Here is a 24,158-nt window from a genome sequence, read left to right as displayed (position 1 = left end):
GCACCGCCCGGAGTCTCTCTTGGCAGGGGTCAAAAAGCGCTACTTCTTCCCATCAGCACTGTGGTATATGAAATTATTTACCATTATATTAAACGGTTTCGCATTTGTCAACCGTTTCTCACACGGTTTTTTTGAACTTCTCCGCCGCTGCCAGCAGCTCCTCGGCCCCGTCCAGCATGGTCTGGGAGAGCTGCTCGCCGCCGGTGAGCCTTGCCAGCTCCTCCCGGCGCTGCTGCCGGGAAAGCTCCTGCACCTTTGTAAAGGTACGCCCATCGCTTACCCCCTTCTCCACGGAGAAATGGGTGTCGGCCATGGCCGCGATCTGAGGCAGATGGGTCACGCACAGCACTTGCTTTTCCCGGGAGATGCGCGCCATTTTCTCCGCCACCTTTTGGGCCGCCCGGCCGGAAACGCCGGTGTCCACCTCGTCGAATACCATGGTTCCGATGCGCTCCTGACTGGAAAAAACATTCTTCATAGCCAGCATGATCCGGGCCAGTTCGCCGCCGGAGGCGATCTTCTGAATGGGCCGCAGGTCCTCGCCCACATTGGCCGACATCAAAAACCGCACCTCGTCTATGCCGCTGGCATCCGGCTTCTTTTCCTCAAAGGCCACCTCAAACCGGATGGAGCCCATGTTCAGCTCCCGCAGCTCCGTTAAGATCCGCTGCTCCAGCTCCTTAGCTACGGCCTTTCGCTGTCGGGACAGCTCACCGGCCGCCGCCATGACCTCCCTCCGGGCCTTTTCCTCCTGCTTTTTAAGGTGCGCCAGGGTGTCGTCGGCGCAGGTCATCTCGTCCAGCTCCTGCCGGCACTTATCCAAGTATTCCAGCATCTGCTCCACTGTAGCGCCGTATTTCTTTTTCAGCCGGTACAGCAGGTCGCATCGGCCCTCCACGGCATCCAGCTCTCCGGGCGTGAACTCAAATTCTTCCTTTTTGTCCTGTACCGTGTAGGCAATGTCATACAGGTCACTGTAAATTCCCTCCAGGCGGTCGTGAAGCTCCGAAAAGCTATCACTCAGGTTCCGCACCGAGGCCAGATGCTCCTGCGCCTGTCGCAGCAGCGACAGAGCTCCTGCATCGTTGTCTCCGCCATTCAGGCAAAAGTCAGCCCCCTGTAAGGCAGAGATGAATTTCTCGCTGTTGCGCAGCAGATTTCGCCGCTCACTGAGCTCCTCGTCCTCACCCGGCTGCAATTTAGCCCGCTCCAGCTCGGCAATTTGAAACCGCAGCGAGTCCATCCGCCGCTCCTTCTCCGCCTCATTCATCTCCAGGTCGGATATCTTCCTTCGGATATCCTGCAGCACAGAAAACTGCGCAGAGTAAGCCGACTGTAAAGGCTCATACCTTCCGTATTGATCCAGGTATACAATATGCTGCGTTTCGTCCAGAAGCTGCTGCCCGTCGTGCTGACCGTGGATGTTCAGCAAGCGGCTGCCCAGGGTGCGCAGTTGGGTCACGGTCATGGGCCGCCCGTTGCAGCGGCAGACATTTTTCCCGTCTGTGTAGATCTCCCGCTGCAATAGCCACTCCTGGGCGTCCGCTACGCCCAGGTCCTCTCCCAACCCCTCGGGGATATGGGAAAACACTGCGCTCACAAAGGCATGATCCGCCCCGGTGCGGATCAGCTCCCGGGATGCTCTCTGCCCCAAAACAGCGCTGAGGGCGTCAATGACAATGGACTTGCCCGCGCCCGTCTCACCCGTCAGGGCGTTGAATCCGGGCCGAAAGGCGATGTCCGCCTGCTCAATGATGGCAATATTCTCAATATGCAGCAGATCAAGCATATTGTGCTCCCTTCGTCTCAGTGCAGCATCGTTCGGATGCTGGTGGCCAGCTCCGCGGCGCTCTCATTGTCACGCATAATGATCAGCACCGTGTCGTCTCCGGCCAGGGTGCCGATAAGCTGGTCGATCTCCATGCCGTCCAGGGCAGCCGCCGCCCCGTTAGCCAGACCCGACATGGTGTGGATGACCACCAGGTTTTGCGCGTAATCCACATTTACAATGCTCTCTCGGAAAATGGTCTGCAATTTATCCGCCACATGGATTTTTGACCCATGGTCGGATACCGCATAGCGGTACTTCCCCTGCCCTGCCGGAGCCTTGACAAGGTGGAGCTGCTTAATATCCCGGGAAATCGTTGCCTGGGTTGCCACAATGCCCCGTTCCAGCAGCAGCGACAGAAGCTGCTCCTGGGTCTCCACCGTTTCCTCGGCAATGATGGAAAGAATCGTTTTTTGACGGTCATTTTTCATATTTTGCAGCCTCCATAGCCATTTTTTTATCCAGGATCTCGCAGAAGCTCTTTTTTGACAGGCGCACCAGCTTCATAGAGTGGCTGGAGAGCTTTGCCTGCACCGTGTCGTTGTTTTTCAGGGAAAAGGCCTTGCTGCCATCGGAGGAAAGGTATACGAATTTCCTGTTGGCATCCGGGGCCTTCACATGAATCACATGGGACGGATCCAGCACATAGCTGCTGGAACGGGTGGAATGCGGGCAAATGGGGCTGATGAGAATGTTCCGGGCCGTAGGCTCCACAATGGGGCCGCCGGTGGCCATAGAGTAGCCGGTGGAGCCGGTAGGCGTAGAGATCACGACGCCGTCGCCTCCCACCCAGGTCAGAAAGCCCTCCTCCGTGTAAATTTCCAGCCGCACCACCCGGGCGATGGAGCCCTTAGAGATGACCGCGTCGTTCAGGGCAATGGTATTATACACCGTACGACCGTCCCGCACCACGGATACATCCAGCATCATGCGGTTCTCAATGGAGAGATCCCAGTTTTTCAGGTCTCTTAGCCGCTCCAATTCGTCCGGCTCCAGCTCAGACATAAAGCCCAGGCTTCCCAGGTTGATGCCCAGCACCGGCACCCGGTTCATGGCCAGCGTTTTGGCCAGGTGCAGAATGGTCCCGTCGCCGCCGAAGGCAATGAGCAGGTCTGCCCTCTTAATTTCCCGGTCCAGCTGCTGGATGGGAACACCCAGCTCCGCGCCATACCCCTCCTTTTGAAAGGGCAGGCACACCACGGTCTCAAAGCCCTCCTGGTCCAGAATTTCCTTAGACCGGGCGGCCACCGTCATATCCTTGTCCCTGTAAGGATTGGGGCACAGGATGATTTTCTTCGGCTTACTCATATTCGTTTACTCCTTCAGGGCTGTGTGAGATGCCTCCACGATAGCCTGCAGATCCACCGCCGCATCCGGCTCCTCACTCTTGCGCAAAAAGCCCAGGTATTCGATGTTTCCCTCGGGCCCTCGTATGGGAGAATAAGTAATTCCAAGCACTGTAAAGTGATTTTCCTTTGCATGGATCAGAAAGTGCTCCAGCACATCCAAATGCACGGCGGGGTCTCGGACAACACCCTTTTTTCCCACCTTTTCCCGGCCGGCCTCAAACTGCGGCTTTATCAGGCAGGCGATTTCGCCCCCCTCCCGCAAAAGCCCATACAGCGCGGGAAAAATCAGCTTCAGGGAGATAAAGGATACATCAACGGAGGCAAAGTCCAGTTCCTCCGGAATCTCCTCGTGGGTCAGGTATCGGGCGTTGGTCCGCTCCATGCATACCACCCGCGCATCATTGCGCAGCTTCCAATCCAGCTGCCCGTAGCCCACATCCACGGCATATACCTTCTTTGCGCCGTTTTGCAGCATACAATCCGTAAAGCCGCCGGTGGAAGCACCGATGTCGGCGCAGATCTTGCCTGTAAGAGTCAGCGGAAAGGTCTGCATAGCCTTTTCCAGCTTCAGACCGCCCCGGCTCACATAGGGTAAGGTGGTGCCGCGAATCTCGATCAGGGCGTCATTGGAAACCGCCGTACCTACCTTGTCCACTCTCTGTCCATTCACGAACACGATGCCGCTCATGATGGTGGCCTGAGCCTTCTGCCGGGAATCCAGAAGTCCCCTCTCCGTCAGCAAAACATCCAGCCGAGTCTTATTGCTCATGCAGCGCCTCCTCAATAGACGCGGCCACACCGACCCCGTCCAGCTTCCGTGAGCTGTACAGCTGCTCTACGCTGCCCTCGGTGGGCAGAGTCGAGCCGCAGTTTCTCAAAATCAGCTTGTCCAGCTTTACCCCGGCCTCCAGAGCCAGAGCCGCAACTCGCTGCCCAACGCACCCGGCGTCAAGGCAGTCCTCCAGCACCAAAAGCCGGGTGGTCCCCTTCAGCATAGCGGAAACTTCATCCGCCGAAAGGGGCGCAATGCGGTTGAGCTTCAGTACCCGTATGAAGATTCCGGATTTTTCCAAAATATCCGCCGCCTTCAGTGCCTCATTTACCAAAATGCCATAGGTTAAAACGGTAAAATCCGAACCCTCCCGGAGCGGTGTAAATTGCACCGGCAAACTGCACCCTTTGTACACCGATTCTGCACCGCGAGGGTACCTAATTGTCACCGGTCCTGTCACCGAAAATAGGGCAAAATGCAGCATTTCCTTTAGCTCGCTAAAGCTTGAGGGGCATAAAACCGTCATTCCCGGTACCTGGGAGAGGAACGCCGGGTCAAAGCAGCCATGGTGTGTTTGCCCGTCTGCACCGACCAAACCGGCCCGGTCCACGCAGAAAACCGCGTGGAGATTATCCAGGGAAATATCGTGAATGAGCATATCGAAGCCCCGCTGCAAAAAGCTGGAATACACAGCAAAAACCGGGATCAGACCCTGCTTGGCCATGCCGCCCGCCATAGCCACCGCATGTCCCTCTGCGATACCCACATCGAAAAAACGATCGGGAAATTCCTTGGCAAATCGGGACAGACCCGTGCCGGAGGTCATGGCTGCGGTAATAGCGCAAATGCGGTTATCCTCCCGGGCCAGCTCCACAAGGGCTTCGCCGAAAACCGAGGAAAAAGAGGGCTTGCTCTGACGCAGCGGCTTGCCGGTTGCCGGGTCAAAGGGCGGCGTGCCGTGGAACCGCTCCGGGTCCTGCCGGGCGTAGGAGTAGCCACGACCCTTCTCTGTAAGCACATGGAGCAGCACGGGCCCGTTTTTCTCCTTGGCCCAGGTGAGCATCTGGGTCAGCTTCTGCACATCGTGACCGTTTACAGGGCCCATGTAGGAAAAGCCCATTTTTTCAAACATAGTGCTTTCAGGCAGGAGATTGCTCTTGAGCCAGTGCTTCACATGGGAGCTGGCATTGTACAGATGCTTTTTGGCGGGTGAGTCTCCCTGAAGCTTATCCTTATACCATCGTTTGAAATTATTGTATCCCTCCTCAGAGCGGAGGCGGGACAGGTGGCGGCTGAGACCGCCCACATTGGCGTCGATAGACATACCGTTGTCATTGAGAATAACGATCATGGGCTCCCCGGAGGCGCCGGCATCGTTAAGCCCCTCGAAGCTGAGGCCGCCGGTCATGGCACCGTCACCGATCAGGGCGATAACGCTGTAATCCTCGTGGAGCAAGGTTCGGGCGTGGGCCATACCCAAGGCTACAGAAACGGAGTTGGAAGCGTGGCCTGCGACGAAAGCATCATGCTCGCTCTCATAGGGCTTGGGAAAACCCGAAAGACCGCCCAACTGCCGCAATGTATGAAACAGCGACTGTCGCCCGGTCAAAATCTTATGGCAGTAGCACTGGTGTCCCACATCAAAAACCAGACGGTCCTTGGAGGTGTCAAACACCCGATGGATAGCCACCGTCAGCTCCACAACACCCAGGTTGGAGGCCAAATGACCACCGGTTTTCGACACATTTTCCACCAGAAAGTCCCGAAGCTCCCGGCAAAGCCGGTCCACCTGGGCACTATTCAATAGTTTTATGTCTTCCGGATCACGGATCTTTTCTAAAATCAAGGCTAATTACCCCCGTTAACGGAACAGATGCAGCGCATTCATAATGCGCGCCACACGGTATACGACCTTGGTACTGTCGTTGATGGCGATGGGCTTGCAGGCGGCCTTGCCGCCGATGGTGAGGCCCGAAATCAGTGCCGTGACAGCGATGGAGACGAGAATGCTGCGGAGGTTAAAGCTCTGCTGCAGCTCCACCACGATCACCGCCGCCGTAGAACCGCTGACGATGCCGCAGATATCACCCACCACATCGTTACAGAGGGAGGAGACACGGTTGGACATATTCAGCAGGCGGATGGCCTCCCGTCCACCCTTCTCCCCGTGGGCTGCCATGGAGTGGAAGGGCTTGGGATCCGCCGCCGTGACGGCTACGCCGATCATATCAAAAACAATACCGAGAAGAATGAAAATGACAAGAACCAGAATGGGAATCCAGAGGCCGCTGTCCTCCAATACCGCCGAGGAGCAAAAGCTCATAACGGCAGAAAGGGCCACCGCGATCAGAAAAACGCGCAGGGGCCACCGGTCCTTGGACTTTTTGTTTTTATTTGGGTCAGCCAAAAATATCCCTCACTTATTAAGAATAAAAAGCTGAATGACGGTAGCACCAATGGTAAATCTTACGGCTTAGGTACGGGTTGGATTTCCCCGCGGCTTACCTCTCGTTGCCGATCAGGCGGTTTCCCATTAAACTCCGCGCTGCGGTGTTACCCTCCGCAGGACCCGACTGCCACTTAGTCCGCACTGCAACCCCACTGGTGCCCTTTATGGGACAGCCTAGGTGATTTCCACTGCAGTCAAACCGTCTCTTAGCCTCTTTTGCAGAGGGGGTTTCAGAGGAATATCGGACAGCATCCCTGGCCGGGGACGCTTCCGCTTGGCTCCCTCATTCACCCACTCCACGCAAGGCAGGCTACTCTGCACACAGCGTTCACAGCACGAGGGCTGGGTAGCACCGCATTGCAGGTTCTCAATCTGCTTCGTACACAGGTCGCTTACCACCAGGGGAGTACGCCTATGCACAAGAGCAGGTCTCCACGAAAGCAGGGTCGGGACTTCCATGCCATTGGAAGGCGCCCTGAATCCGCAGGTGTGGTATTTGGCCACACCTCCCTCCAGCACCCACCCCAAACTGGGCGTAAGAAGCAAGCACCAGAGACTTCACAGTTGTGCCCTTAAAGGGATTTTTAGGCCCCTCTTACAAGGCGGCAGATCTGACTAGGATACTGCACCGTCATTCAGTGATTTATTATTTTACCACACTTTATTCATGTTTTCAATAGAAATATACAAATTGAACAGAAACGGAACGGAGAGGACAAGTGGAAAGGCGGGCGTAGGAGACGGAGGGAGGGCACCACGCCCTGCGGAGAGATTATTGGTAGTGCGATGGGCGGGCCGATGTGGGGAGCGAACTGAGCGCTGCCAGTGGCAGAGGAAGCGAAGTGAGCGAGTGGCCGCGGTCAAAATTTTAAGCGTTCGCCGTAAGGCAGCGCAAAAATTTTGGGCACCGCAACAGGATCATCGGCCCCTACGGAGGTTTGACAAGAAAGTGCCTGCGTGGAATCCCCCAGTCACGGCTTCGCCGTACCAGGGCCCTTTAGGCGAGGGGGCCTTTGGGGACGGGGGATGCGGATTGCCACAACCAGCGTGCGCGCTGGTTTCACAATGACATATTACAAGAAGTGCGGTGGTCGGTGGCACACATGGGTGCCGCCCTACAAGTTTTTTGTAGGGCAGGGCCCGCGTGCCCTGCCGCAGGTGCGGGAAAAATCCGGTTCGGGCCGATGTAGGCATCGGCACCTACGGAACGGCTTGTAGGGGCGGACGATTCTGTCAGCCCAGTGTGGTCGGTTCCATGTGGCGTGCGTAGGGGAAGGGCTCTGCCCCTCCCTCGGGCGACCGCAAGGGTCGCCCCTACGGAGGGTTACAAGTAGTACAGGGTGCGGGGCGATGTAGGCATCGCCCCCTACGGAATTTGCAAGGAGTGCTTACGGGCCGTCGGGGAAATCGGCGAAGCGCTGCCAGTGGCAGAGGAAGCGAGCCGGTTTCGAGGAAGTGCCCCGATTGGCGGCCACAACAGTGGCCGTCAGTCGGCTGGCGCGACGGTGGGCAACCGCCGGCCCCTACGGTGGGGTATAAAAATGGACTCCCTGCGTGTGAAGCAGGGGGTCCGTTCAAAAGGCTTTCTTTATTTATTGCGGCCTACCATACGGTCAGCCAGCTCCCAAAGGAAGTCGTGATCGGGGATGTCGCGGATGGCTTCCTTGGCAGCGACGGTACACTTTTCAACCTCTTGGGCACAGCCGTCCAGGCCCTTGAGATTTACATAGGTGATTTTTCCCTCGTCCTTATCGGAGCCGATGGGCTTGCCAAACACGGCTTCATCACCCATGACATCCAGCATATCATCTCGAATTTGGAAGGCAAGGCCCAGCTGGTCAGCATATTTTACCGCCTGCTGGCGCCAATAGGCGGGCATATTGGAGGCAACGCAGCCCAGCTCTGCGGCGGCGGAGATCATAACACCGGTTTTGAGACGGTTCAAACCGGTGAGGCCCTCCTCGTCCTCCACATGGCACAGAGTGTCCAGCACCTGACCGGCCACCATGCCGTCAGCGCCGCAGGCCTTGGCGAGAAGCAGGGCCGCCTCAATGCGGTTGTCGGCAGAAAGACCACGGGCCTGGAGAATGAGACGGAAAGCCTCCGGCTGCATGGCATCCCCGGCCAGGACAGCCAGGGTTTCGCCGTAGACCTTATGGTTGGTGGGCTTTCCGCGGCGCAGATCGTCGTCGTCCATGCAGGGCAGGTCATCGTGGATCAGCGAATAATTATGCACAAGCTCCAGGGCGCAGGCATAGGGCAAGGCCAAATGCCAGTCAATGCCGCCCAGACGGGCAAACTCCAGCGTCAGCACCGGGCGGATGCGCTTTCCGCCGGCCAGGAGGCTGTAGCGGATAGACTCCTGAAGCCGTCCATAGGGCTTTCCCTCGGCGGTAAAAATGCCGTCTAAATAGGTCTCAATAGCCTGCTGATAGGCGCTGTATTGCTGCTGATAGTCCATTATTCCTCGTCCTCCATTACGAAATTTTCTTCCACAGGGGCGCCATCGGGACCCTTGGTGAGCTTGACCACCTTTTGCCGGGCGGTTTCCAGCTCCTTTTGGCAGGCGGCCAGGAGCTTGCTGCCCTCGGTAAATAGCGTCAGGGACTCGCCCAGGGTAGCATCCCCCTGCTCCAGGAGAGAGACGATCTCCTCCAGGCGATCCATATTTTCCTCAAAGCTCTGTTTTTTCATGGCTCTTCTCCCCTTTTCGTTACGGTACACTCCAGGCCGCCCCGGGCCAGGCGCAGCGTGATGGCCTCCCCTATTTCCACCTGGTCGCTGCTGCGCAGAACGGTGCCCCCTTGCTTTTGAGCCACGCAGTAGCCCCGGGACAGGACCCGCAGAGGGCTCATGGCATCCAAGGACGCGGCGGCATGGGTGAAGCGGCGGGTGTGCTTTTCCAAAATGCGCTCCAGGGCGGAGGCAAGCCGCTCCCGGGTATAGTCGAGCTGCACGGCCCGGTCCTGCAAAAAGGCCATAGGGTCTGTAAGAACACGCTTTTCTTGCATTTGCCGGAGCTGACGGGTGCATATATCTATGGCGTGCTGCTGGCTCTGGGCCAGGCGGACAGAGAGGGTGCGGAGCTTGCGGCGCAGCTCCATTTGATCCGGCACGACGATCTCCGCGGCATGGGAGGGCGTGGCGGCCCGACAGTCTGCTACATAGTCGGAAATGGTCACATCCGGTTCATGGCCTACGGCGGAAACGACCGGGATGCGGGAATCGAAAATGGCACGGGCGACCACTTCTTCATTAAAAGCCCACAGGTCCTCCACAGAGCCGCCGCCCCGGCCCACGATGAGGACATCGGCCAGGTGATAGCGGTTTGCATAGGCAATGGCATCGGCAATTTCCCCGGCGGCCTCCTCCCCCTGCACACGGACCGGAAGAAGCAGGACCTTGGCCAGGGGAAAACGGCGGCGGAGAATGCGGATCATATCATGAACGGCCGCTCCTGCGGGACTGGTGACCACGCCGATGCGCCATGGGTAGGCCGGAAGGGGCTTTTTATGCTCGGAATCAAAAAGACCCTGGGCATACAGGCGCTCCTTAAGCTGCTCGAAGGCGATGTGCAGGTCGCCCAGGCCGTCAGAGACCAATCGGGAACAGTAAAGCTGATAGCCGCCGTCTCGAGGATAGACGCTGATCTTGCCGGAGGCCACCACCTTCATGCCGTTTTGAGGGCGGAAACGGAGGTATTTGGCCATACCTGCAAACATGACGCAGCGCAGGGCACTCTCTCCGTCCTTGAGGGTGAAATAGTGGTGGCCGGAGGGGTAAACCTTATAATTGGAAATCTCACCACGGACCAAAAGTGCATTTAGGCCGGGGTCAGCATCGATAAGCTGCTTAATATGCTGGTTGACCTCGCTGACGCGGTATATATGCTGCTGCAAATCATCACCTCTGCTCAAAAACAGGCAGAGCGCATTTGCTCTGCCTGCCATAAACGCTTATTCCTTGATCTCTTCGCGAAGGAAGCTGCCCAGAATGCCATTAACGAATTTCGCCACCTGAGGCGTATCGTATTTTTTGGCGATGATCACGGCCTCGTTGATGGCTACGCCGTGGGGAATATCGGGCATATAGAGCATCTCGAACATGGCTACACGCATAATGGCCGAGGCCACCAGACTGATTCGCTCGAAACGCCAGCCCTGGGCGTATTTCTCAATGTAAGAGTCCAGCTCGGCAGCATGTTCGCTGACCCCGCTTACAAGGCGGCGGATGTAAAGCAGCTGCTTCTCATTGGGCATCTCGTTATAGAGCTCATATTCCGGTGCAAGATCGGAAAAAGTTTCTGCGCTGAGCTGCTGATCCAGAAACTCCTCCACGGGGAGGTCTGAAAAGCTCCACTCGTAGGCCAGATGTACGGCTATCTCTCTCGCTGTGTTTCGTGTCATACGGATATTCCTCTCTTTTGTGAACTCAGTCGAAGCAGATGCCGCCAATCATAACATTGACGCTGCGGATGGTAAAGCCCGTCATATCCTGCAGGGCGGCCAGGACGGTCTTTTGGACCTTGCCGGCCACCTCGGCCAAAACATAGCCATAGCGGATCATCACATAAAGCGTGATGCGCAGGCCGTCGTCCTCCGGCTCGATAACCACGCCCTTGGCCGACATCTTGCGGGAGGGCTTAAGGTCGCCGCCGGCGGCGCTGAGCATGGCGCTGACGCCCTCGGTCTCCAGGGCGGCCGCTGTGGCGATGGAGGCGACTACATCCTCGGAAATGAGAATGGAGCCGGTATTTTCCTGTTGGGTGATATATTCTTTATTCTCAGCCATAAGATCTATGCTCCTTGCAAAGTATGGTTTTTTCCTATTCTATAGAAGTATACCATCCTCCGCGGGAAAATACAACCTTTTTTTATGAGGGGGCAGTCAGGACTCCATGACCTTGATTTGATCGGGGGTATAACCGGTCTCCTGGACCACGATGTCAACGATCCGGGCCACATCCTTGGCGTCCAGACCGTCGGCATCGTCCACCACAACGCTGATGCTCTCGGCGCCCATGAAGGCTACGCAATCGGCATAGCCCTTGGCTGTGACCAGATTCTCAATTTGAGACTCGGCCACGGTGTAGGCCGCCAGGACCTGAAGGGTCTGGGAGGCCTCGTTGAGCACGGACTGGTCTGCGTTTTCGTCCACGGAGGCATCCTTAAGCATACTGATGGCATTGTCCCGGGCCTGCTTGCGGCTGAGGCGGGCGGTGGCGAAGTAATCATCCTCGGCGGCGGTGGCCTGGGTGGGGGCGGCGTCCGTTTGGCCGCCCGGCTGATTTTCACCGCTGACCAGGGTGGACTCGCCCAGAACCTTGGAGGTATTCTCCAGAGATCCGGCGTAGCGCCAGTTCATATAGACCGCAGCGCAGACAAACAGGAGCACCGCTCCCACCACGGCTCGCTTTTTCCATACTTTTTTCATTCCATGTCCTCCCGTTACGATGTCCATTTTACCACTTGGATCCGATCTGAGGCCAGACCTGTCAGGGCCTGCACTGTTTCGGTGATGGCCAGACGGACGGCGCTGCTGTCGGCGCCCTGACACACCACCACCGCGCCCTGATAGACGGGATAATAGCGATTTGTAACCACCACCTCCTGACTGCCGCTGCCGCGGTTCAGGGTGAGTGTTTCCCGGGTCGTCCGGCCGGAGTCGCTTTGGGTGTCCTCGGCCAGGGTCAGGCGGGTCCCGCTTTGCAGCGTCAGCATCAGTTGGAGCTTCCCAACTCCATCGATCTTGCCTAATATCGCCTCCATACGCTGCTCCGTCTCCGCCAGGTCGAAGGTTTCCCGGGGTGTCTGCAGGTCGCTTGTCTCCGTCTCTTTCGACTCCGAGGATACCGGCAGCACCATCAGTAATACGCCCACCAGCACCACCAGCAGAACAAATTTGTACTTTTTCCATAGCTCGCTCCATCTTACCTTTCCCATCTTTTTTACCCTTCCGATGTTGACCAGACCTGTTTTTCGGCCTTGATTCCTAAGTTCCTTTCTATGATCTCTCCCAGCTCTGCATGATAGGGAATGTCCAGGATGACGCCGGTGGGGACGGGAATATCCTCCTCCGTCCACGCCGTTTGCACCTGGGGTGTGCAGGACAGACCCAGGGACTGTGCCTGTTCCGATATATATGCAGCGGTGCGGTGAGCTATGAGTTCTTCCAGTTGGGATCTGTTTTTCTCCCGGTAGCGCTCCATTTGACGCGATATCTCCCGGGCGCAGCTGTCGTAGGAGAGCCGGATATTGCTCAGGTCCAGTCTCACGATACCGCGCAGGACCACCAAAAGAAGCACCAGGCCACCGGTGACCCCGGCGATCTTCTTCACACTTCCCTCCGGCAGGAGTGTGGATAGCACCGTAAGGATCAGGGAGACGGATAGGAGGCCTATGAGCCATACACGAAAGGATTCTATCATACACTTACCATCATCACAGACGAGGCCACGGAAATGAGCAGCAAAAGCGCGGCGGCACCGGTCATGCCCAATACCAGGCCAAAGGCGGTACTCAGGGAGGAGACCAGCCGCACCAACGGCTCCGGGGCCACGGTGGCGGCGAAAAAGGCCGCCAGCTTCAGCAGAAGATATTGAATGCCCAGCTTCAAAAAGGGAAGCACGCAGATGGCCAGCACCGTAAGAGTACCCACCACGCCCACAGATTGGCGAAGCACACCGGCTCCGGCCAGGATGGTGTCGGCTGCATCGGAGATGATACCGCCCACCACGGGAATGGCGGTGCCGATAGCCGAGCGGGCCATACGCAGAGCCAGGCCGTCGGCGGAGGTGGCAAAGGCCCCGGAAAGGGACAGATACCCGGTAAAGAGGAGCAAACCGCCGGAGAGGAGCCAGGTGACGGCTTTTTGCAAACCTCGGGCAATGCCGCCCAGACGACCGGCCGGCAAGATGGCATCCGCCGCCGACAAGGCCACGAATACCCAAACCATGGGAAAAAGCAGACCGTGAATAAGGCTCATCAGGAGGTCTGAGAAAAACACCGTAGCTACCTGGCGTACACTGGCGGACACCGCGCCCCCTCCGGCGGCGGTGGCGGCGGAGAGAGTGGGCAGCAGAGCCTTGGAGAATACATTCAGCTCCCGGATAGTCTCCTCCCCCAGGCCCATGAGGTTTTTCATGTTGCTGCCCACGGCCAGAAGAATGACCAGAGTTCCCACCAGAGGAACCGGGTCCAGAAGCTTACCGTCGCCCAGGGGATGAAAGCAGTCCTCCGCCACGGAGCAGAGCAGAACCGCTGACATTACCAGGATCACACCGCCCAGACTTTCCTGCACGGTGCTGGCCAGGAGCTTGCAGGTACGAGTCCAAAGAGTGGAAAGACCGCTATTCCAGGATGTAAAGTTATCAGCCTCGTCAGTATCCTCCAGGAATGGACGGGCACTGTCGGGGATGGCGTCGGTAATCTCCCGGGGAATTTGACTGGCGCAGGCGGGGACGATGCACCAGAGCAGCACAAGCAGAAGGAAAATTTTCCGCATCACAGCATCCCCCGCAGCAGCTCCCATACCGCTGTGAAAAGCGGTATGGCCACGACGATGGCGCTGAAAGCCCCGGCGGTTTCCACCACAGTGGCCAAGGCTCCTTGGTTTGCGTCCCGACATAGCTCGGCTCCGACACGGCTGACGAGGGCGATGCCCACGGTCTTTACCAAGGGACGCAGCAGGTCCTCCGACAGACCTCCGGCCAGGGACATCTGCTCCAGCAGGGCCAAAATGGCTTTCATTCCGCTGAGACTGTACAGCAGAACTCCACCGCATATGGACAGCGCCAGGAGAATGGCAATCTCCGGGTGACTTTTTTGCAGCAGCAGGATCAGCACGATGCCAATAAGGCACAGGGCCACAATCTTTCCCACTTCACTCATAATCACAGGGAAAAAAGCGACTTGATCAGGTCGAACAGATCGCTGATCTGCCGCACCAGCATCATCAGTACCACCACCAGGCCCGCCAGGGTAGTCATCATGGCCTGCTCCTCTCGTCCGCTGCGAGCCAGGACCAGGTTCAGTACTGCCACCAAAATTCCTACGGCAGCTATCTTGAAAATCAGATCAACATCCATGTGTACTCCTCATAGTAAAAGAATCACCAGCAGGCCGCAGGCGGAGGCCGTGAGGGCCAGGGACAGCTTTTGGGTCTGCTTGCGCTGGGAGGTGAGTTGACTCAGGGTCTCCCGAAGCTGGGCGGCAGTGCGGCGGAGGTTTAGGCAGATACGGTCCTCATCGCCGCTCCATTCCAGGGTCTGGAGGATGGTTTTGGGGGACTTATAGGGGACATCGGTTACTGATCTTGTCCAAGACTCCTGTAAAGGTATTCCCCTTTTCATGCGCTGTATTACTTGGGAATATATCCATCCACAAGTGGCTCTTTGGGCTTGCTCCCGCAGGATGTCCGGCACGGGGAGACGGCGGAAGCGGATGGAGGATTCCGCCTGCTCTAAGGAGGCCGCCATGTCTGCATAAAAGCGCTCCTCCTCCCTACCCTGCCGCCATTTCTGCCCAAGGCTCCAGGCTCCTGCGCCGCAAATCAGCAGCGCACCCAGAAATTTTCCCATCATAGGTCGCGGATTGTATAGCGGCGGAGTGTATCCGCCATATGTATGGTGATCGCCTTTTCAAACAAGTGCATTTTTTGCAGCTTTTGCAGCAGGGGCCGCCTATGCAGGTCATCGGCGGAGTCAGCATGGAGGGTGGCCAAAAAGCGGACGCCGCAGTAAGCGGCCTCCTCCATGGCGGCCAGGTCCCGGGCCTGGGTGATCTCGTCAACGGCAATGATCTGCGGATTGGCAGAGCGCAGGAGCATGGGGATAGCCACCGACTTGGGACAGGAATCCATTACATCCGTGTGGCAGCCCACTTCCATTTGGGGCTGGCCCTCCAGCATCACCGCCACCTCCCCCCGCTCGTCCACCAAGGAGACCCGGTGGGCCGGAAGAGCGTCGGTGCCATCGGATAGGCAGCGCACCAGGTCACGCAGGAGAGTGGTCTTGCCAAGGCCCGGCGGAGCGATGATGAGAGTGCTGCAATAGCGGCCGTTTTGAAAGAGCCGGTCCACCAAGCCATCCGCCAGACCCGGTATCTCCCGGGCGATACGGATACAGGCAGAGGAAAGACTGCGGAGGTTGATGCTTCTCCCCTCTTGCAGCACCACGGTACCGCACAGCCCGATGCGAAATCCGCCCTTGGCGGTTATGTAGCCCCGGGACATGGTCTCCGCCGCTGTATAGCGGGAGTAGCCGGTGACGGTGTCGCACAGCTGCTCCAGGTCTCCCTGGGTGACAAGAGCTTCAGGCCCTAAGCTCTGCTCTCCCCGGGGCAGCAGAACGGTCATGGGGTGGCCGGCCCGCAGACGCAGCTCCTCTGCCTGCTCCTTCTGCCAGTCGGGTAGATGCAGGGCTATGCGCTGAAAACGGATGGGCAGCAGGTGTGCCGCCTGCTCATATTGATTGATCGAGTAGCACTCTGCCAATGCGATCACGCCTCCTTCTCTTTGTTGGTCTACTGTATGAGGGGCTGTCCGCTTTTATGCAAAAAAATCCCACGCCGATGGATCGGCGTGGGAGTCACACAAATAAGGTATAGAATTATTCCTTGGGAAACAGTGTGTCCATAAGTCGGGTGTAGAACTGCTCCGGGTTCTTTTGGAACCGATCGGCCAGGCCCTGAGCCAGGTCCCGGGTGGCAGCCATAAGCTCCAGGTGCAGCAGCTCGTCCACATCGTCGCTGAAGTGGAGGGTGACGGTGTAGGTGCCGTTTTTCCGGGGAGTGACCTGGGCACGGACCTGCTCCTTACGCAGGAGCATTTGGTTATAGGCGGCCACATTGCGGTCCGTTAAAAGCCGGACGGACATAGGTAAACTGCTCTCGCAGATCTCGCTGTTGCGCAGGCCCTTGGGCGTGATTGCATAGAGGCCGTCGTCGGAAAGGGTCAAATGCTCCGTGCGCACCAAGTCATTGAGGCACTGGGAGAAAGAGAAATAGTCAATGCCGCTGTCACACAGGGTCAGCTCCTGCATCCCCTCTACGGGGATGGGCCGGGACACCCGGGCGGCAATATACAAAATAAGGAATTTGATCTCCAAATTATCATGGATAAATGCTGCGTCCATATACCATCGCCTCCTCTATATTATTATACCGCAAAAAGAAACATTTGTACAGCGAAATTTGGCGGCAGTTCGGCGGAGGACGCACACCGGCGGCGGTTTTGCATACACTGGAGTGAAAGAGGCTTCTTTCAGTACTTAATAGGAGGTTATCTGGATGCCTGAAAACGGAATGCCGGGCCCGGTCTGCGATTTAAGCAGCGTAAAAGAGTCCGTATGTATCCACACGAAGAAGATCCTGGACGGGTGTAGGGACAAAGATTGCGTGGAAGACCTGCGATTCTACCCCACACAGGCGGCACAGGAGGTGCTGAGCGGCACGCAGATCATCAAAGGTGGCTGCGCGGAGCTGCTGTATGTATACACCGATGTGGAGCCGATCACCTTTAACCGGGGTTTTTACTCCATCGATATGCGGTATTTCTACCGCGTGACCCTGCAGGTGGCCACGGGCACGCCCCGGTCTACCGAGGTGGAGGGACTGTGCGTGTTTGACAAACGCTGTATTCTCTTTGGCAGCGAGGGGAGCGCCAAGAGCTTCTCCTCTGACACTACCCCGGAGAGCATCGTACCCCAGACCGGATTGCCCACCGCTGTGGTTGAGGCCGTGGACCCCATCGTTCTGGACACCCGAATTGTGGAGGACTGCACGGCAGCGGGGGTATGCGAGGGCAATGTATCGGAAATCCCGGCGGCTATCGAGGCGGTCTTTGCAAGCCCCATTGTGCTGGAGCCTGTGGGCACGCGCCGATATTTTGTGACCCTGGGACAGTTCTCCTTGGTGCGGCTGGAGCGAGATACGCAGTTGCTTATCCCGGCCTACGACTATTGCATCCCCCAATCGGACTGCAGCGGCGGCGACCCGGAGGATCCCTGCGGGCTGTTCAAAAATGTAAGCTTTCCCGTGAATGAATTCTTCCCGCCCAACACGGTGGAAATGCCCAGCGATTATAACGGCACACGCAACTACTGCGCCTGCCACTGAGCTCATATAGCAGAAAAACCGATGGAGCTTTCCATCGGTTTTTTCTGTTGATTTGTTGCATAAGCCATATAAATCCATCGCTTTTTGCCTTATGATAGGAATGAAAATCTATAAAAACGCAGATACTGAAACCGATGGATGCGGACAGGAGGACAAGACGATGATGAAAAATATTCCTTTTTCCCAGGTGCTGACACTGCGGGAACAGATTGCATACCAGCCGGGGCAGGTGGTGAGCCGCACGCTGGTGCAGAACGAGTCGGTGAGCGTGACGCTTTTCTCCTTTGATAAGGATGAGGAAATCAGCACCCATGAATCCGGCGGAGATGCCTTCGTCACCTGTCTGGACGGCGTTGGCCGCATCACCATTGACGGTGTGGAGTATGAGCTGCACCAAGGGGAGTCCATTGTAATGCCCGCACGGCATCCCCATGCCGTTTATGGGAAGGAGCAGTTTAAAATGCTGCTGGTAGTAATTTTTTAGGAGGATAGACCATGAAAGCTATTGTGAACCAGGACACCTGCATCGGCTGCGGGCTGTGCATCAGCACGGTGCCGGAGGTATTTGAAGTGAACGCAGACGGCAAAGCGGAGGCCTGCGGCCATACCACCGACGAAAACCGCGCCGCTGTGCAGGAGGCCATAGATGCCTGCCCGGTGCAGGCCATTTCGGCGGAGGATTGACGGCTCGGAGCAGAAAAAAGAGCTGCGGAGACACATTTTTGGGGTGTGCCTCCGCAGTTTTTTTATTTTTTGGCACGAAGCACCACATTCTCCTTGCCCAGCCACTCCTGGCACTCCTCCAGGAGGGCGGGATGGTTCAGGCAGGTGGCGCCGAAGAGCTTGCCGGTGTCCGCCATACGAATTTTTACGGGCATATCCCCCTCGAACATGGTGAAAACCAACTGCAAATGCCGGAACTCGCGGCTATCAAGGCCCGGGACCTTGAGAATAAGCTCTTGGGTCTGCTTCTCGGGAACGCGTTTGCCTTGCAGATAGAGGATGCTCTTTTGACCCTCCAGAGGCTGGATGGTATCGCACAAAATCTGCGGCGGCTTTTCATCCCGCACGCTCAGGCGGCCCGTGACGATAACCGGAAGATTTACCTGCATATAGGAGCCGAACTGGTCGATGGAGCGCTGGAAGCACAGCAGTTCAATGGAGCCGGTTTCGTCCTCCACCGTCACATAGGCCATGATGGAATTATTTTTCGTGGGGCGGGTTTTGCTGGAGGTGACGACCCCGGCTATGCAGATGGATTGACCGTCGGCAAAGCGGGTAGGGCCCTGCTCCTGCTCAAAATCCGCCAAAATCTTTTGAATGGGCACGGCGCCGGAAGCTTTGGCCAACTCCCGATAGTCACGCATGGGGTGGCCGGAGAGGAAAAGACCCGTGGTCTCCTTTTCCATGGTCATCAGCTCCATGGCGGAAAACTCCGGGATGTCCGGCAGGTGGATATGCTGGAGCTTTTGGGACATCGCCGGGCCCATGCTGAACATATCTATTTGCCCCTCCAGGTTCTGCCTGTAGGAAAGGGCCACACTGTCCATCACGGACTCGAAAACCTTGATGAGCTGGGAGCGCTTGGCACCCAGGGAATCAAAGGCGCCGCTGCGGATCAGGTTCTCCACGGCCCGCTTATTCATGTCCGCCGCGTCATTCATACGCTGGCAGAAATCCTGGAAGGATGTAAAGGGACCGTCCTTGTCACGGCGCTTAATAAGCGTCTGGATAAAGCCGCGGCCAATATTCTTGATGGCCACCAGGCCGAAGCGGATGTTCTCCCCCTCTACCGTAAAGCCGTCATAAGAGTGGTTGATGTCCGGGGGTAGAACGGGGATGCTGCACTCCCGGCACTCGGTGATATACTCAGCTACCTTATCTGAGTTATTCAGCACGGAGGTCAGAAGGGCCGCCATATATTCCTTGGGATAATGGCACTTGAAATAGGCCGTTTGGTAAGCAACCACCGCATAGCTGACGGCGTGGGCCTTATTGAAGGCATAGTTGGCGAAGTCGTAAATTTCATCGTAGATGGCTTCGGCGGTGGCTTCGGGGATACCGCCGGCGATGCAGCCCTTGATGTGCCGCTCCGGATCGCCGTGGACGAAGGAATACCGCTCCTTTTCGATCTCCTTGGCCTTTTTCTTAGAGATGGCCCGGCGCACCATATCCGCCTGCCCCAGAGAATAGCCGCCTAACTGCTGGAAAATCTGAATAACTTGCTCCTGGTATACGATGCAGCCGTAGGTGACGGACAAAATCGGTTCCAGAGACGGATGTTTATAGGAAATGAGCGAGGGGTCCTGCTTACAGGCGATAAAACGGGGGATAGACTCCATGGGGCCGGGGCGGTAAAGGGCTATGATGGCGGTGATATCCTCGATGCTCTGGGGCTTGAGGCCCAGGCAAACGCCGGTCATGCCCGTGGACTCCATCTGGAACACACCGGAGGTCTTGCCCTGGGTTAGCATACCAAAAACCTCCGGATCATCCATAGGTATCTTCTGCAGATCGAAGTTTTTATCCGGCAGCATCTTAATGGCGTCGTCCAGCACCGTCAGGTTTCTCAAGCCCAAAAAGTCCATTTTCAGCAGACCCAGCTCCTCTAAGGTGACCATGGTGTACTGGCAGACGACAGACTCATCGTTTCGGGCCAGGGGAACATATTCATATACCGGGCGCTTGGTAATGACCACACCGGCGGCGTGGGTAGAGGCGTGGCGGGGCATACCCTCCAGGGCCTTGGCGGTGTCGATCAGGCGGTGTATCTGCTCATTGGACGCATAGAGGTCCGAAAGCTGTTTGGATAGGCGCAGGGCATCATCCAGGGTGATGTGCAGAGTGGTGGGAACAAGCTTAGCTACCGCATCCACCTCGTTATAGGGTATTTTCATCACCCGGCCTACATCACGGATGGCGCCCCGGGCGGCCATGGTGCCGAAGGTAACGATTTGTGCCACATGGTCATCGCCATACTTGCGGCGGACATAGTCCACCACTTCCTCGCGGCGGGTGTCTCCGAAGTCCATGTCAATATCGGGCATGGACACACGCTCGGGGTTCAGGAAACGCTCAAAATAGAGGTTATATTCCATGGGGTCAATGTCCGTGATATGCAGGCAGTAGGACACCATGCTTCCGGCGGCGGAGCCGCGGCCGGGACCCACGGGGATGCCCACACTCTTAGCATAGCGGACAAAGTCGGAGACGATAAGAAAATAGTCCGTAAAGCCCATTTTCTCGATCATATCCAGCTCGTAAATAAGCTGCTTGCGATAGCTCTCCTTCTCCACCCCATACCGCTGGGCAAAGCCCTCGTCGCAGAGCTTGCGCAGGTAGGTGGGAGAATCGAAGCCCGGGGGCAGCTTGAACTCCGGCAGGTGATACTTACCGAAGGTAAAGTCCAGCTGGCAGCGATCGGCAATGCGCTGGGTGTTTTCCACGGCCTCGGGATAGGCAGAAAACAGAGCCTCCATCTCCTCAGTGGAGCGAATATAGAAATTCCGGGGCTCATAGCGCATACGGTTTTCATCGTCCACGGTCTTACCGGTTTGGATGCACAGGAGGATGTCGTGGCTCTCGGCGTCCTCCGGGCGGAGATAGTGGGCGTCGTTGGTGCAAACCAGGGGGATGCCCGTCTCCTGGTGTATTTTCAGCAGACTGCGGTTGACCTCCGTCTGCTCGGGAATACCGTGGTCCTGAAGCTCCAGATAGAAATTATCCTGACCGAATATTTCCTGCATTTGCAGGGCATATTCCTTGGCACCGTCATAGTTGCGGTGGAGGATGCGCTTGGGGATTTCGCCGGCTAGGCACGCAGAGAGAGCAATGAGGCCCTCGGAATGTGTGCGCAGCAGATCCAGGTCGATGCGGGGCTTTATATAAAAGCCCTCCACAAAAGCCTGGCTGACCATGTAGGAGAGGTTACGGTAGCCGGTCTCATTTTTACATAAAAGCACCAGGTGGCGGGACTCGGCATCGTACTCGTGGATCTTATCGAACCGCGTACGGGCGGCCACATAGACCTCGCAGCCGATGATGGGATGAATGCCCTCTGCCTTGCAGGCCCGATAAAAATCAATGGCACCGTACATGACGCCGTGGTCGGTGATGGCGCAGGCGGTTTGGCCCAACTCCTTGAGCCGCCCCGGCAGGTCGCGGATGCGGCAGGCACCGTCCAAAAGGCTATACTCTGTATGTACATGAAGATGTACGAATGACATATTATTCCCCTTTAAGCTCTGCAATATAGTCGCACAGGATCTCCACGGCGGAGACGATGAGAATGCCGCAATGGTCCGCTACGCCCAGGGCTTGGGCCTGCGGGGAGGGCACCAAATCTTTGCGTTTAAGCAGGTCGGCGCAGTCGCGGTCCGTGAAGCATGCCCGGAAGCGGCGGATATACTCCTGGGTCTGCCGGGTAATGCGGCGCTTGGCATCGGGGCCCTCGTCGGGCCTCGCGGGAAAGAGCATTCCCAGCACCAGAATGCCTCCGCTGATGGCGCCGCAGATGCTGCCGCAGCGCATTCCTCCACCCATGCCTCCGGCCAGGGCCATGCACTGGTCCTCGGTGAGGCCCGTTTCCTGGTGGAAGGCCGCCAGGATACTCTGGGCGCAGTTGCAGCCGTGGGTGTGATAGTCCCGGGCTGCCTTGCATTTATCAATCTTGTTCATAGCAGTTTCTTTGCCTCCTCGTTGAGCTTTCTCATGCGGTGGTTCATACAGGATTTGGAGACCGGCGGGTCGCACAGCTCCGCAAGCTGGGAAAGGGACAGCTCCGGATGCTCCAGACGAAGCTGGGCCGTTTGCCGAAGCTTTTCCGGCAGACGGTCTAATTGACCGCTTTTGGCCAAAGCTTCAATGGCGGACTGCTGCTCCGTGGCAGCCTCCAAAATCTTATTCACATTGGCAATGTCGCAATTCATGGCACGGTTGGCGCCGTTGCGGATGGCCTTGTCCACTTTTGTGGTCATGATGTCCATGGCGGCCACCGGGGCGCCCAGCTTAGTCAGCAGGTCCTCGATGTGCTCGCTCTGCTTAAAGTAAATCACCGTGGCCGCCCCCCGGGTCACCATGCGAGGCAGAAAGCCCATCTCCGTCAGCAGGGCGCAAAGCTCCCGGCTGGCCTGGCGGTGGTTGCCGGAGAGCTCCAGGTGGTAGCGCTTTTCCGGATCGGTGACACTGCCGCCGGAGAGAAAAGCCCCCCGCAGGAAGGAGGTGCGGCAACAGTCCTCCTCCAGCACTCCGAAATTGATGTGCAGGGCCAAGGTCTGCTTGGCCTCATAGCCAAACTGGCTGATGATCCGCTCCAGCTTCTCCGGGTCGGTGATTTGGAAAATGAGCTTTTCCCGGCCCTCCTGCTCCCGGGGCAGCCGGTCAAAGCGGAGGCTAAAGGCCCGGTGAAACAGCTTGGGCAGGCGCTTTGCAAACTCGGGATTTTCGGTGATAATTCGGATCTCCCGGGCGTTAAAGGTGTTGCAGTAGAGCAAAACGCCGTAGGCCTCCGCCCGGGCGCAGCAAATACGCTGCACCGGTACCCGGCACAATTCACTTTTCACCTGATAGGCAAAGGACTGCATACTTCCTCCTATTTTTCCATGCGGTTTCGTGCATGGCCGGTCTTATCCTCCACCACCCGGATGGTGCGCTGGCGGTAAAGGGCTATCAGCTCCGCAGCCAGGTGGCCGGGATTATGGCGAATGACTTGGTTTTCTACGGCGCAGATGGGGCGTGAAATGATCTCTACGCCCAGACGCGCACATTCCTTTTCATCGCAGAAAACCGGGGCGCTGCCCTCCTTGGCATAGCGCTGGGCAATGATGCGGGGGAGCGGCGCCGAGTTCACCATGCACAGACCAAAAAGCCCGTAGCAGCCGTGGCTGAACAGGGCGCGGATATGGTCGCTGACGGTATATCCCTCTGTCTCGCCGCTCTCGGTCATCACATTACAAATATAGACCTTCATGGCTTCGCTGGCCTTGATGGCATCCACAATGCCGTCCACCAAAAGATTCGGGATAATGCTGGTGTAGAGACTGCCGGGGGCCAGGACGATCAGGTCCGCCTCCCGGATGGCCTGCAGCGCATCGGGCAGGGCCTTTGGGTGCGCCGGGCGGAGCTTTACGCACCGCAGGCGACAGTTTTCCTGCTGCATCTGCCGACAGATGCTGGACTCCCCTGCTACCCGGCTGCCGTTTTCAAATTCGGCCTCCAGGCGGATATTGGCATTGGTCACAGGCAAAACCCGGCCCGTAATGGCCAGCACTTGGCTCAGACCCGCCACGGCTTGGTCAAAGCTGGGCATGATGCCGTTGAGGGCAGCCAAAAGCAGATTGCCAAAGCTCTGCCCGGCCAGGACGCCCTCGGTGAAACGATAGCTCATAAGCTGCGTCATAATGGGCTCAGCACTAGCCAGAGCCTCCATGCAGTTGCGAATGTCCCCGGGTGGGGGCATATCCAGGTCTCGCCGCAGGGCACCGGAGCCGCCGCCATCGTCTGTGACAGCTACGATAGCGGTGAGATTCTTACTGTACAGCTTCAGTCCGCGCAGAAGCGTAGACTGCCCGTGTCCGCCGCCAATGACCACAATCTTCGGGCCTTTTTCCGGGGCGACATGATAATAGCCGCTTTCCATAGTTCGCTC

The 24,158-nt window shown here is 57.4% G+C and carries 27 protein-coding genes and 1 other annotated feature (1 of these 28 running past the window's edge); of the genes, 3 read left to right on the top strand and 24 right to left on the bottom strand.

The genetic code is table 11. The annotated features are described in order from the left end of the window. Nucleotides 1–65, bottom strand: a binding site (T-box leader); it reaches 184 nt to the left of the window's first position. A 53-nt stretch (nt 66–118) separates the two neighbouring features. From recN to KI236_RS02910, 20 genes are all read right to left on the bottom strand, one after another. Then, on the bottom strand, nt 119–1,789 hold the full coding sequence (gene recN, locus KI236_RS03005) for a DNA repair protein RecN (protein WP_212819192.1): 1,671 nt from the start codon (nt 1,787–1,789) through the stop codon (nt 119–121). 17 nt (nt 1,790–1,806) lie between these two features. After that, on the bottom strand, nt 1,807–2,259 hold the full coding sequence (gene argR, locus KI236_RS03000) for an arginine repressor (RefSeq protein ID WP_212819190.1): 453 nt from the start codon (nt 2,257–2,259) through the stop codon (nt 1,807–1,809). Next, nucleotides 2,249–3,136 (bottom strand): NAD(+)/NADH kinase, encoded by an 888-nt coding sequence (locus KI236_RS02995; RefSeq protein WP_212819188.1) that lies wholly within the window; start codon nt 3,134–3,136, stop codon nt 2,249–2,251. Before KI236_RS02995 ends, argR begins: the two co-directional genes overlap by 11 nt. A gap of 6 nt (nt 3,137–3,142) precedes the next feature. Continuing rightward, the gene (locus KI236_RS02990) at nt 3,143–3,946 is read right to left on the bottom strand and encodes a TlyA family RNA methyltransferase (protein ID WP_212819186.1); all 804 of its coding nucleotides are present in this window, start codon (nt 3,944–3,946) and stop codon (nt 3,143–3,145) included. Next, complete coding sequence (dxs, locus tag KI236_RS02985; protein ID WP_212819184.1) at nt 3,936–5,795, bottom strand: 1-deoxy-D-xylulose-5-phosphate synthase; 1,860 nt, start codon at nt 5,793–5,795, stop codon at nt 3,936–3,938. The genes KI236_RS02990 and dxs overlap by 11 nt, the downstream gene beginning before the upstream one ends. Nucleotides 5,796–5,810: 15 nt before the next feature. After that, a complete protein-coding gene (locus tag KI236_RS02980) occupies nt 5,811–6,356 on the bottom strand; it encodes a hypothetical protein (protein WP_228738077.1) in 546 nt (181 codons plus the stop codon). A gap of 1,630 nt (nt 6,357–7,986) precedes the next feature. After that, entirely contained in the window at nt 7,987–8,859 is an 873-nt protein-coding gene (locus KI236_RS02975; protein WP_212819182.1) for a polyprenyl synthetase family protein, read from the bottom strand. After that, nucleotides 8,859–9,092, bottom strand: a complete 234-nt coding sequence (gene xseB / locus KI236_RS02970; protein ID WP_212819181.1) for an exodeoxyribonuclease VII small subunit — start codon at nt 9,090–9,092, stop codon at nt 8,859–8,861. Before xseB ends, KI236_RS02975 begins: the two co-directional genes overlap by 1 nt. Further along, a complete protein-coding gene (gene xseA, locus KI236_RS02965) occupies nt 9,089–10,348 on the bottom strand; it encodes an exodeoxyribonuclease VII large subunit (RefSeq protein WP_212819178.1) in 1,260 nt (419 codons plus the stop codon). Before xseA ends, xseB begins: the two co-directional genes overlap by 4 nt. 6 nt (nt 10,349–10,354) lie before the next feature. Then, on the bottom strand, nt 10,355–10,804 hold the full coding sequence (gene nusB / locus KI236_RS02960) for a transcription antitermination factor NusB (RefSeq protein WP_212819176.1): 450 nt from the start codon (nt 10,802–10,804) through the stop codon (nt 10,355–10,357). 25 nt (nt 10,805–10,829) lie between these two features. Beyond that, on the bottom strand, nt 10,830–11,189 hold the full coding sequence (locus tag KI236_RS02955) for an Asp23/Gls24 family envelope stress response protein (RefSeq protein ID WP_212819174.1): 360 nt from the start codon (nt 11,187–11,189) through the stop codon (nt 10,830–10,832). Nucleotides 11,190–11,285: 96 nt separating this feature from the next. Further along, a complete protein-coding gene (locus KI236_RS02950; protein ID WP_212819172.1) occupies nt 11,286–11,831 on the bottom strand; it encodes a SpoIIIAH-like family protein in 546 nt (181 codons plus the stop codon). A gap of 14 nt (nt 11,832–11,845) precedes the next feature. Next, nucleotides 11,846–12,340, bottom strand: coding sequence for a stage III sporulation protein AG (locus tag KI236_RS02945; protein WP_212819170.1), 495 nt, complete (start codon nt 12,338–12,340; stop codon nt 11,846–11,848). Nucleotides 12,341–12,345: 5 nt separating this feature from the next. Further along, the gene (locus KI236_RS02940) at nt 12,346–12,825 is read right to left on the bottom strand and encodes a stage III sporulation protein AF (RefSeq protein ID WP_212819168.1); all 480 of its coding nucleotides are present in this window, start codon (nt 12,823–12,825) and stop codon (nt 12,346–12,348) included. After that, nucleotides 12,822–13,901, bottom strand: a complete 1,080-nt coding sequence (locus KI236_RS02935) for a stage III sporulation protein AE (RefSeq protein WP_212819166.1) — start codon at nt 13,899–13,901, stop codon at nt 12,822–12,824. Before KI236_RS02935 ends, KI236_RS02940 begins: the two co-directional genes overlap by 4 nt. Further along, nucleotides 13,901–14,278, bottom strand: a complete 378-nt coding sequence (locus KI236_RS02930; RefSeq protein WP_212819164.1) for a SpoIIIAC/SpoIIIAD family protein — start codon at nt 14,276–14,278, stop codon at nt 13,901–13,903. Before KI236_RS02930 ends, KI236_RS02935 begins: the two co-directional genes overlap by 1 nt. A gap of 11 nt (nt 14,279–14,289) precedes the next feature. Beyond that, complete coding sequence (gene spoIIIAC, locus KI236_RS02925) at nt 14,290–14,484, bottom strand: stage III sporulation protein AC (RefSeq protein WP_212819162.1); 195 nt, start codon at nt 14,482–14,484, stop codon at nt 14,290–14,292. A gap of 9 nt (nt 14,485–14,493) precedes the next feature. Next, complete coding sequence (locus KI236_RS02920; RefSeq protein ID WP_212819160.1) at nt 14,494–14,979, bottom strand: hypothetical protein; 486 nt, start codon at nt 14,977–14,979, stop codon at nt 14,494–14,496. Further along, entirely contained in the window at nt 14,976–15,899 is a 924-nt protein-coding gene (locus KI236_RS02915) for an ATPase, T2SS/T4P/T4SS family (RefSeq protein WP_228738076.1), read from the bottom strand. The genes KI236_RS02920 and KI236_RS02915 overlap by 4 nt, the downstream gene beginning before the upstream one ends. Nucleotides 15,900–16,005: 106 nt before the next feature. Further along, nucleotides 16,006–16,530, bottom strand: a complete 525-nt coding sequence (locus KI236_RS02910) for a DUF4364 family protein (RefSeq protein WP_212819158.1) — start codon at nt 16,528–16,530, stop codon at nt 16,006–16,008. 154 nt (nt 16,531–16,684) lie between these two features. Between KI236_RS02910 and KI236_RS02905 the strand changes: the two genes are divergently transcribed. The 3 genes from KI236_RS02905 to KI236_RS02895 all read left to right on the top strand — a co-directional run bounded on the left by KI236_RS02905 (nt 16,685) and on the right by KI236_RS02895 (nt 18,196). Next, entirely contained in the window at nt 16,685–17,512 is an 828-nt protein-coding gene (locus KI236_RS02905) for a hypothetical protein (RefSeq protein ID WP_212819156.1), read from the top strand. Between the two features lie 160 nt (nt 17,513–17,672). Further along, nucleotides 17,673–17,996 (top strand): cupin domain-containing protein, encoded by a 324-nt coding sequence (locus KI236_RS02900; RefSeq protein WP_212819154.1) that lies wholly within the window; start codon nt 17,673–17,675, stop codon nt 17,994–17,996. Nucleotides 17,997–18,007: 11 nt separating this feature from the next. Then, nucleotides 18,008–18,196, top strand: a complete 189-nt coding sequence (locus KI236_RS02895) for a ferredoxin (RefSeq protein WP_212819147.1) — start codon at nt 18,008–18,010, stop codon at nt 18,194–18,196. A 62-nt stretch (nt 18,197–18,258) separates the two neighbouring features. Here the strand turns inward: KI236_RS02895 and KI236_RS02890 are convergent, their stop codons facing one another. From KI236_RS02890 to KI236_RS02875, 4 genes are read right to left on the bottom strand one after another with little or no spacing between them, the layout of a single operon-like run. Next, entirely contained in the window at nt 18,259–21,738 is a 3,480-nt protein-coding gene (locus KI236_RS02890) for a DNA polymerase III subunit alpha (protein WP_212819145.1), read from the bottom strand. Between the two features lies 1 nt (nt 21,739). Continuing rightward, entirely contained in the window at nt 21,740–22,189 is a 450-nt protein-coding gene (locus KI236_RS02885; RefSeq protein WP_212819143.1) for a C-GCAxxG-C-C family protein, read from the bottom strand. Then, entirely contained in the window at nt 22,186–23,094 is a 909-nt protein-coding gene (whiA, locus tag KI236_RS02880; RefSeq protein ID WP_212819141.1) for a DNA-binding protein WhiA, read from the bottom strand. The genes KI236_RS02885 and whiA overlap by 4 nt, the downstream gene beginning before the upstream one ends. An 8-nt stretch (nt 23,095–23,102) precedes the next feature. Continuing rightward, on the bottom strand, nt 23,103–24,149 hold the full coding sequence (locus KI236_RS02875) for a gluconeogenesis factor YvcK family protein (RefSeq protein ID WP_212819139.1): 1,047 nt from the start codon (nt 24,147–24,149) through the stop codon (nt 23,103–23,105). Nucleotides 24,150–24,158 lie beyond the last annotated feature (9 nt).

The organism is Vescimonas fastidiosa, assembly GCF_018326305.1.
Lineage (GTDB): Bacteria > Bacillota > Clostridia > Oscillospirales > Oscillospiraceae > Vescimonas > Vescimonas fastidiosa.
The sequence above is the reverse complement of the archived record's forward strand: the minus strand, read 5'-3'. Positions and strand labels throughout refer to the sequence as shown.

What these genes read in the sequence shown, in the direction of transcription:
- recN (WP_212819192.1), bottom strand. Translation starts at nt 1,789, where the DNA reads ATGCTTGATCTGCTGCATATTGAGAATATTGCCATCATTGAGCAGGCG.
- argR (WP_212819190.1), bottom strand. Translation starts at nt 2,259, where the DNA reads ATGAAAAATGACCGTCAAAAAACGATTCTTTCCATCATTGCCGAGGAA.
- KI236_RS02995 (WP_212819188.1), bottom strand. Translation starts at nt 3,136, where the DNA reads ATGAGTAAGCCGAAGAAAATCATCCTGTGCCCCAATCCTTACAGGGAC.
- KI236_RS02990 (WP_212819186.1), bottom strand. Translation starts at nt 3,946, where the DNA reads ATGAGCAATAAGACTCGGCTGGATGTTTTGCTGACGGAGAGGGGACTT.
- KI236_RS02975 (WP_212819182.1), bottom strand. Translation starts at nt 8,859, where the DNA reads ATGGACTATCAGCAGCAATACAGCGCCTATCAGCAGGCTATTGAGACC.
- xseB (WP_212819181.1), bottom strand. Translation starts at nt 9,092, where the DNA reads ATGAAAAAACAGAGCTTTGAGGAAAATATGGATCGCCTGGAGGAGATC.
- xseA (WP_212819178.1), bottom strand. Translation starts at nt 10,348, where the DNA reads ATGGCAGGCAGAGCAAATGCGCTCTGCCTGTTTTTGAGCAGAGGTGAT.
- nusB (WP_212819176.1), bottom strand. Translation starts at nt 10,804, where the DNA reads ATGACACGAAACACAGCGAGAGAGATAGCCGTACATCTGGCCTACGAG.
- KI236_RS02955 (WP_212819174.1), bottom strand. Translation starts at nt 11,189, where the DNA reads ATGGCTGAGAATAAAGAATATATCACCCAACAGGAAAATACCGGCTCC.
- KI236_RS02950 (WP_212819172.1), bottom strand. Translation starts at nt 11,831, where the DNA reads ATGAAAAAAGTATGGAAAAAGCGAGCCGTGGTGGGAGCGGTGCTCCTG.
- KI236_RS02945 (WP_212819170.1), bottom strand. Translation starts at nt 12,340, where the DNA reads ATGGGAAAGGTAAGATGGAGCGAGCTATGGAAAAAGTACAAATTTGTT.
- KI236_RS02940 (WP_212819168.1), bottom strand. Translation starts at nt 12,825, where the DNA reads ATGATAGAATCCTTTCGTGTATGGCTCATAGGCCTCCTATCCGTCTCC.
- KI236_RS02935 (WP_212819166.1), bottom strand. Translation starts at nt 13,901, where the DNA reads ATGCGGAAAATTTTCCTTCTGCTTGTGCTGCTCTGGTGCATCGTCCCC.
- spoIIIAC (WP_212819162.1), bottom strand. Translation starts at nt 14,484, where the DNA reads ATGGATGTTGATCTGATTTTCAAGATAGCTGCCGTAGGAATTTTGGTG.
- KI236_RS02920 (WP_212819160.1), bottom strand. Translation starts at nt 14,979, where the DNA reads ATGATGGGAAAATTTCTGGGTGCGCTGCTGATTTGCGGCGCAGGAGCC.
- KI236_RS02910 (WP_212819158.1), bottom strand. Translation starts at nt 16,530, where the DNA reads ATGGACGCAGCATTTATCCATGATAATTTGGAGATCAAATTCCTTATT.
- KI236_RS02905 (WP_212819156.1), top strand. Translation starts at nt 16,685, where the DNA reads ATGCCTGAAAACGGAATGCCGGGCCCGGTCTGCGATTTAAGCAGCGTA.
- KI236_RS02900 (WP_212819154.1), top strand. Translation starts at nt 17,673, where the DNA reads ATGATGAAAAATATTCCTTTTTCCCAGGTGCTGACACTGCGGGAACAG.
- KI236_RS02895 (WP_212819147.1), top strand. Translation starts at nt 18,008, where the DNA reads ATGAAAGCTATTGTGAACCAGGACACCTGCATCGGCTGCGGGCTGTGC.
- KI236_RS02890 (WP_212819145.1), bottom strand. Translation starts at nt 21,738, where the DNA reads ATGTCATTCGTACATCTTCATGTACATACAGAGTATAGCCTTTTGGAC.
- KI236_RS02885 (WP_212819143.1), bottom strand. Translation starts at nt 22,189, where the DNA reads ATGAACAAGATTGATAAATGCAAGGCAGCCCGGGACTATCACACCCAC.
- whiA (WP_212819141.1), bottom strand. Translation starts at nt 23,094, where the DNA reads ATGCAGTCCTTTGCCTATCAGGTGAAAAGTGAATTGTGCCGGGTACCG.
- KI236_RS02875 (WP_212819139.1), bottom strand. Translation starts at nt 24,149, where the DNA reads ATGGAAAGCGGCTATTATCATGTCGCCCCGGAAAAAGGCCCGAAGATT.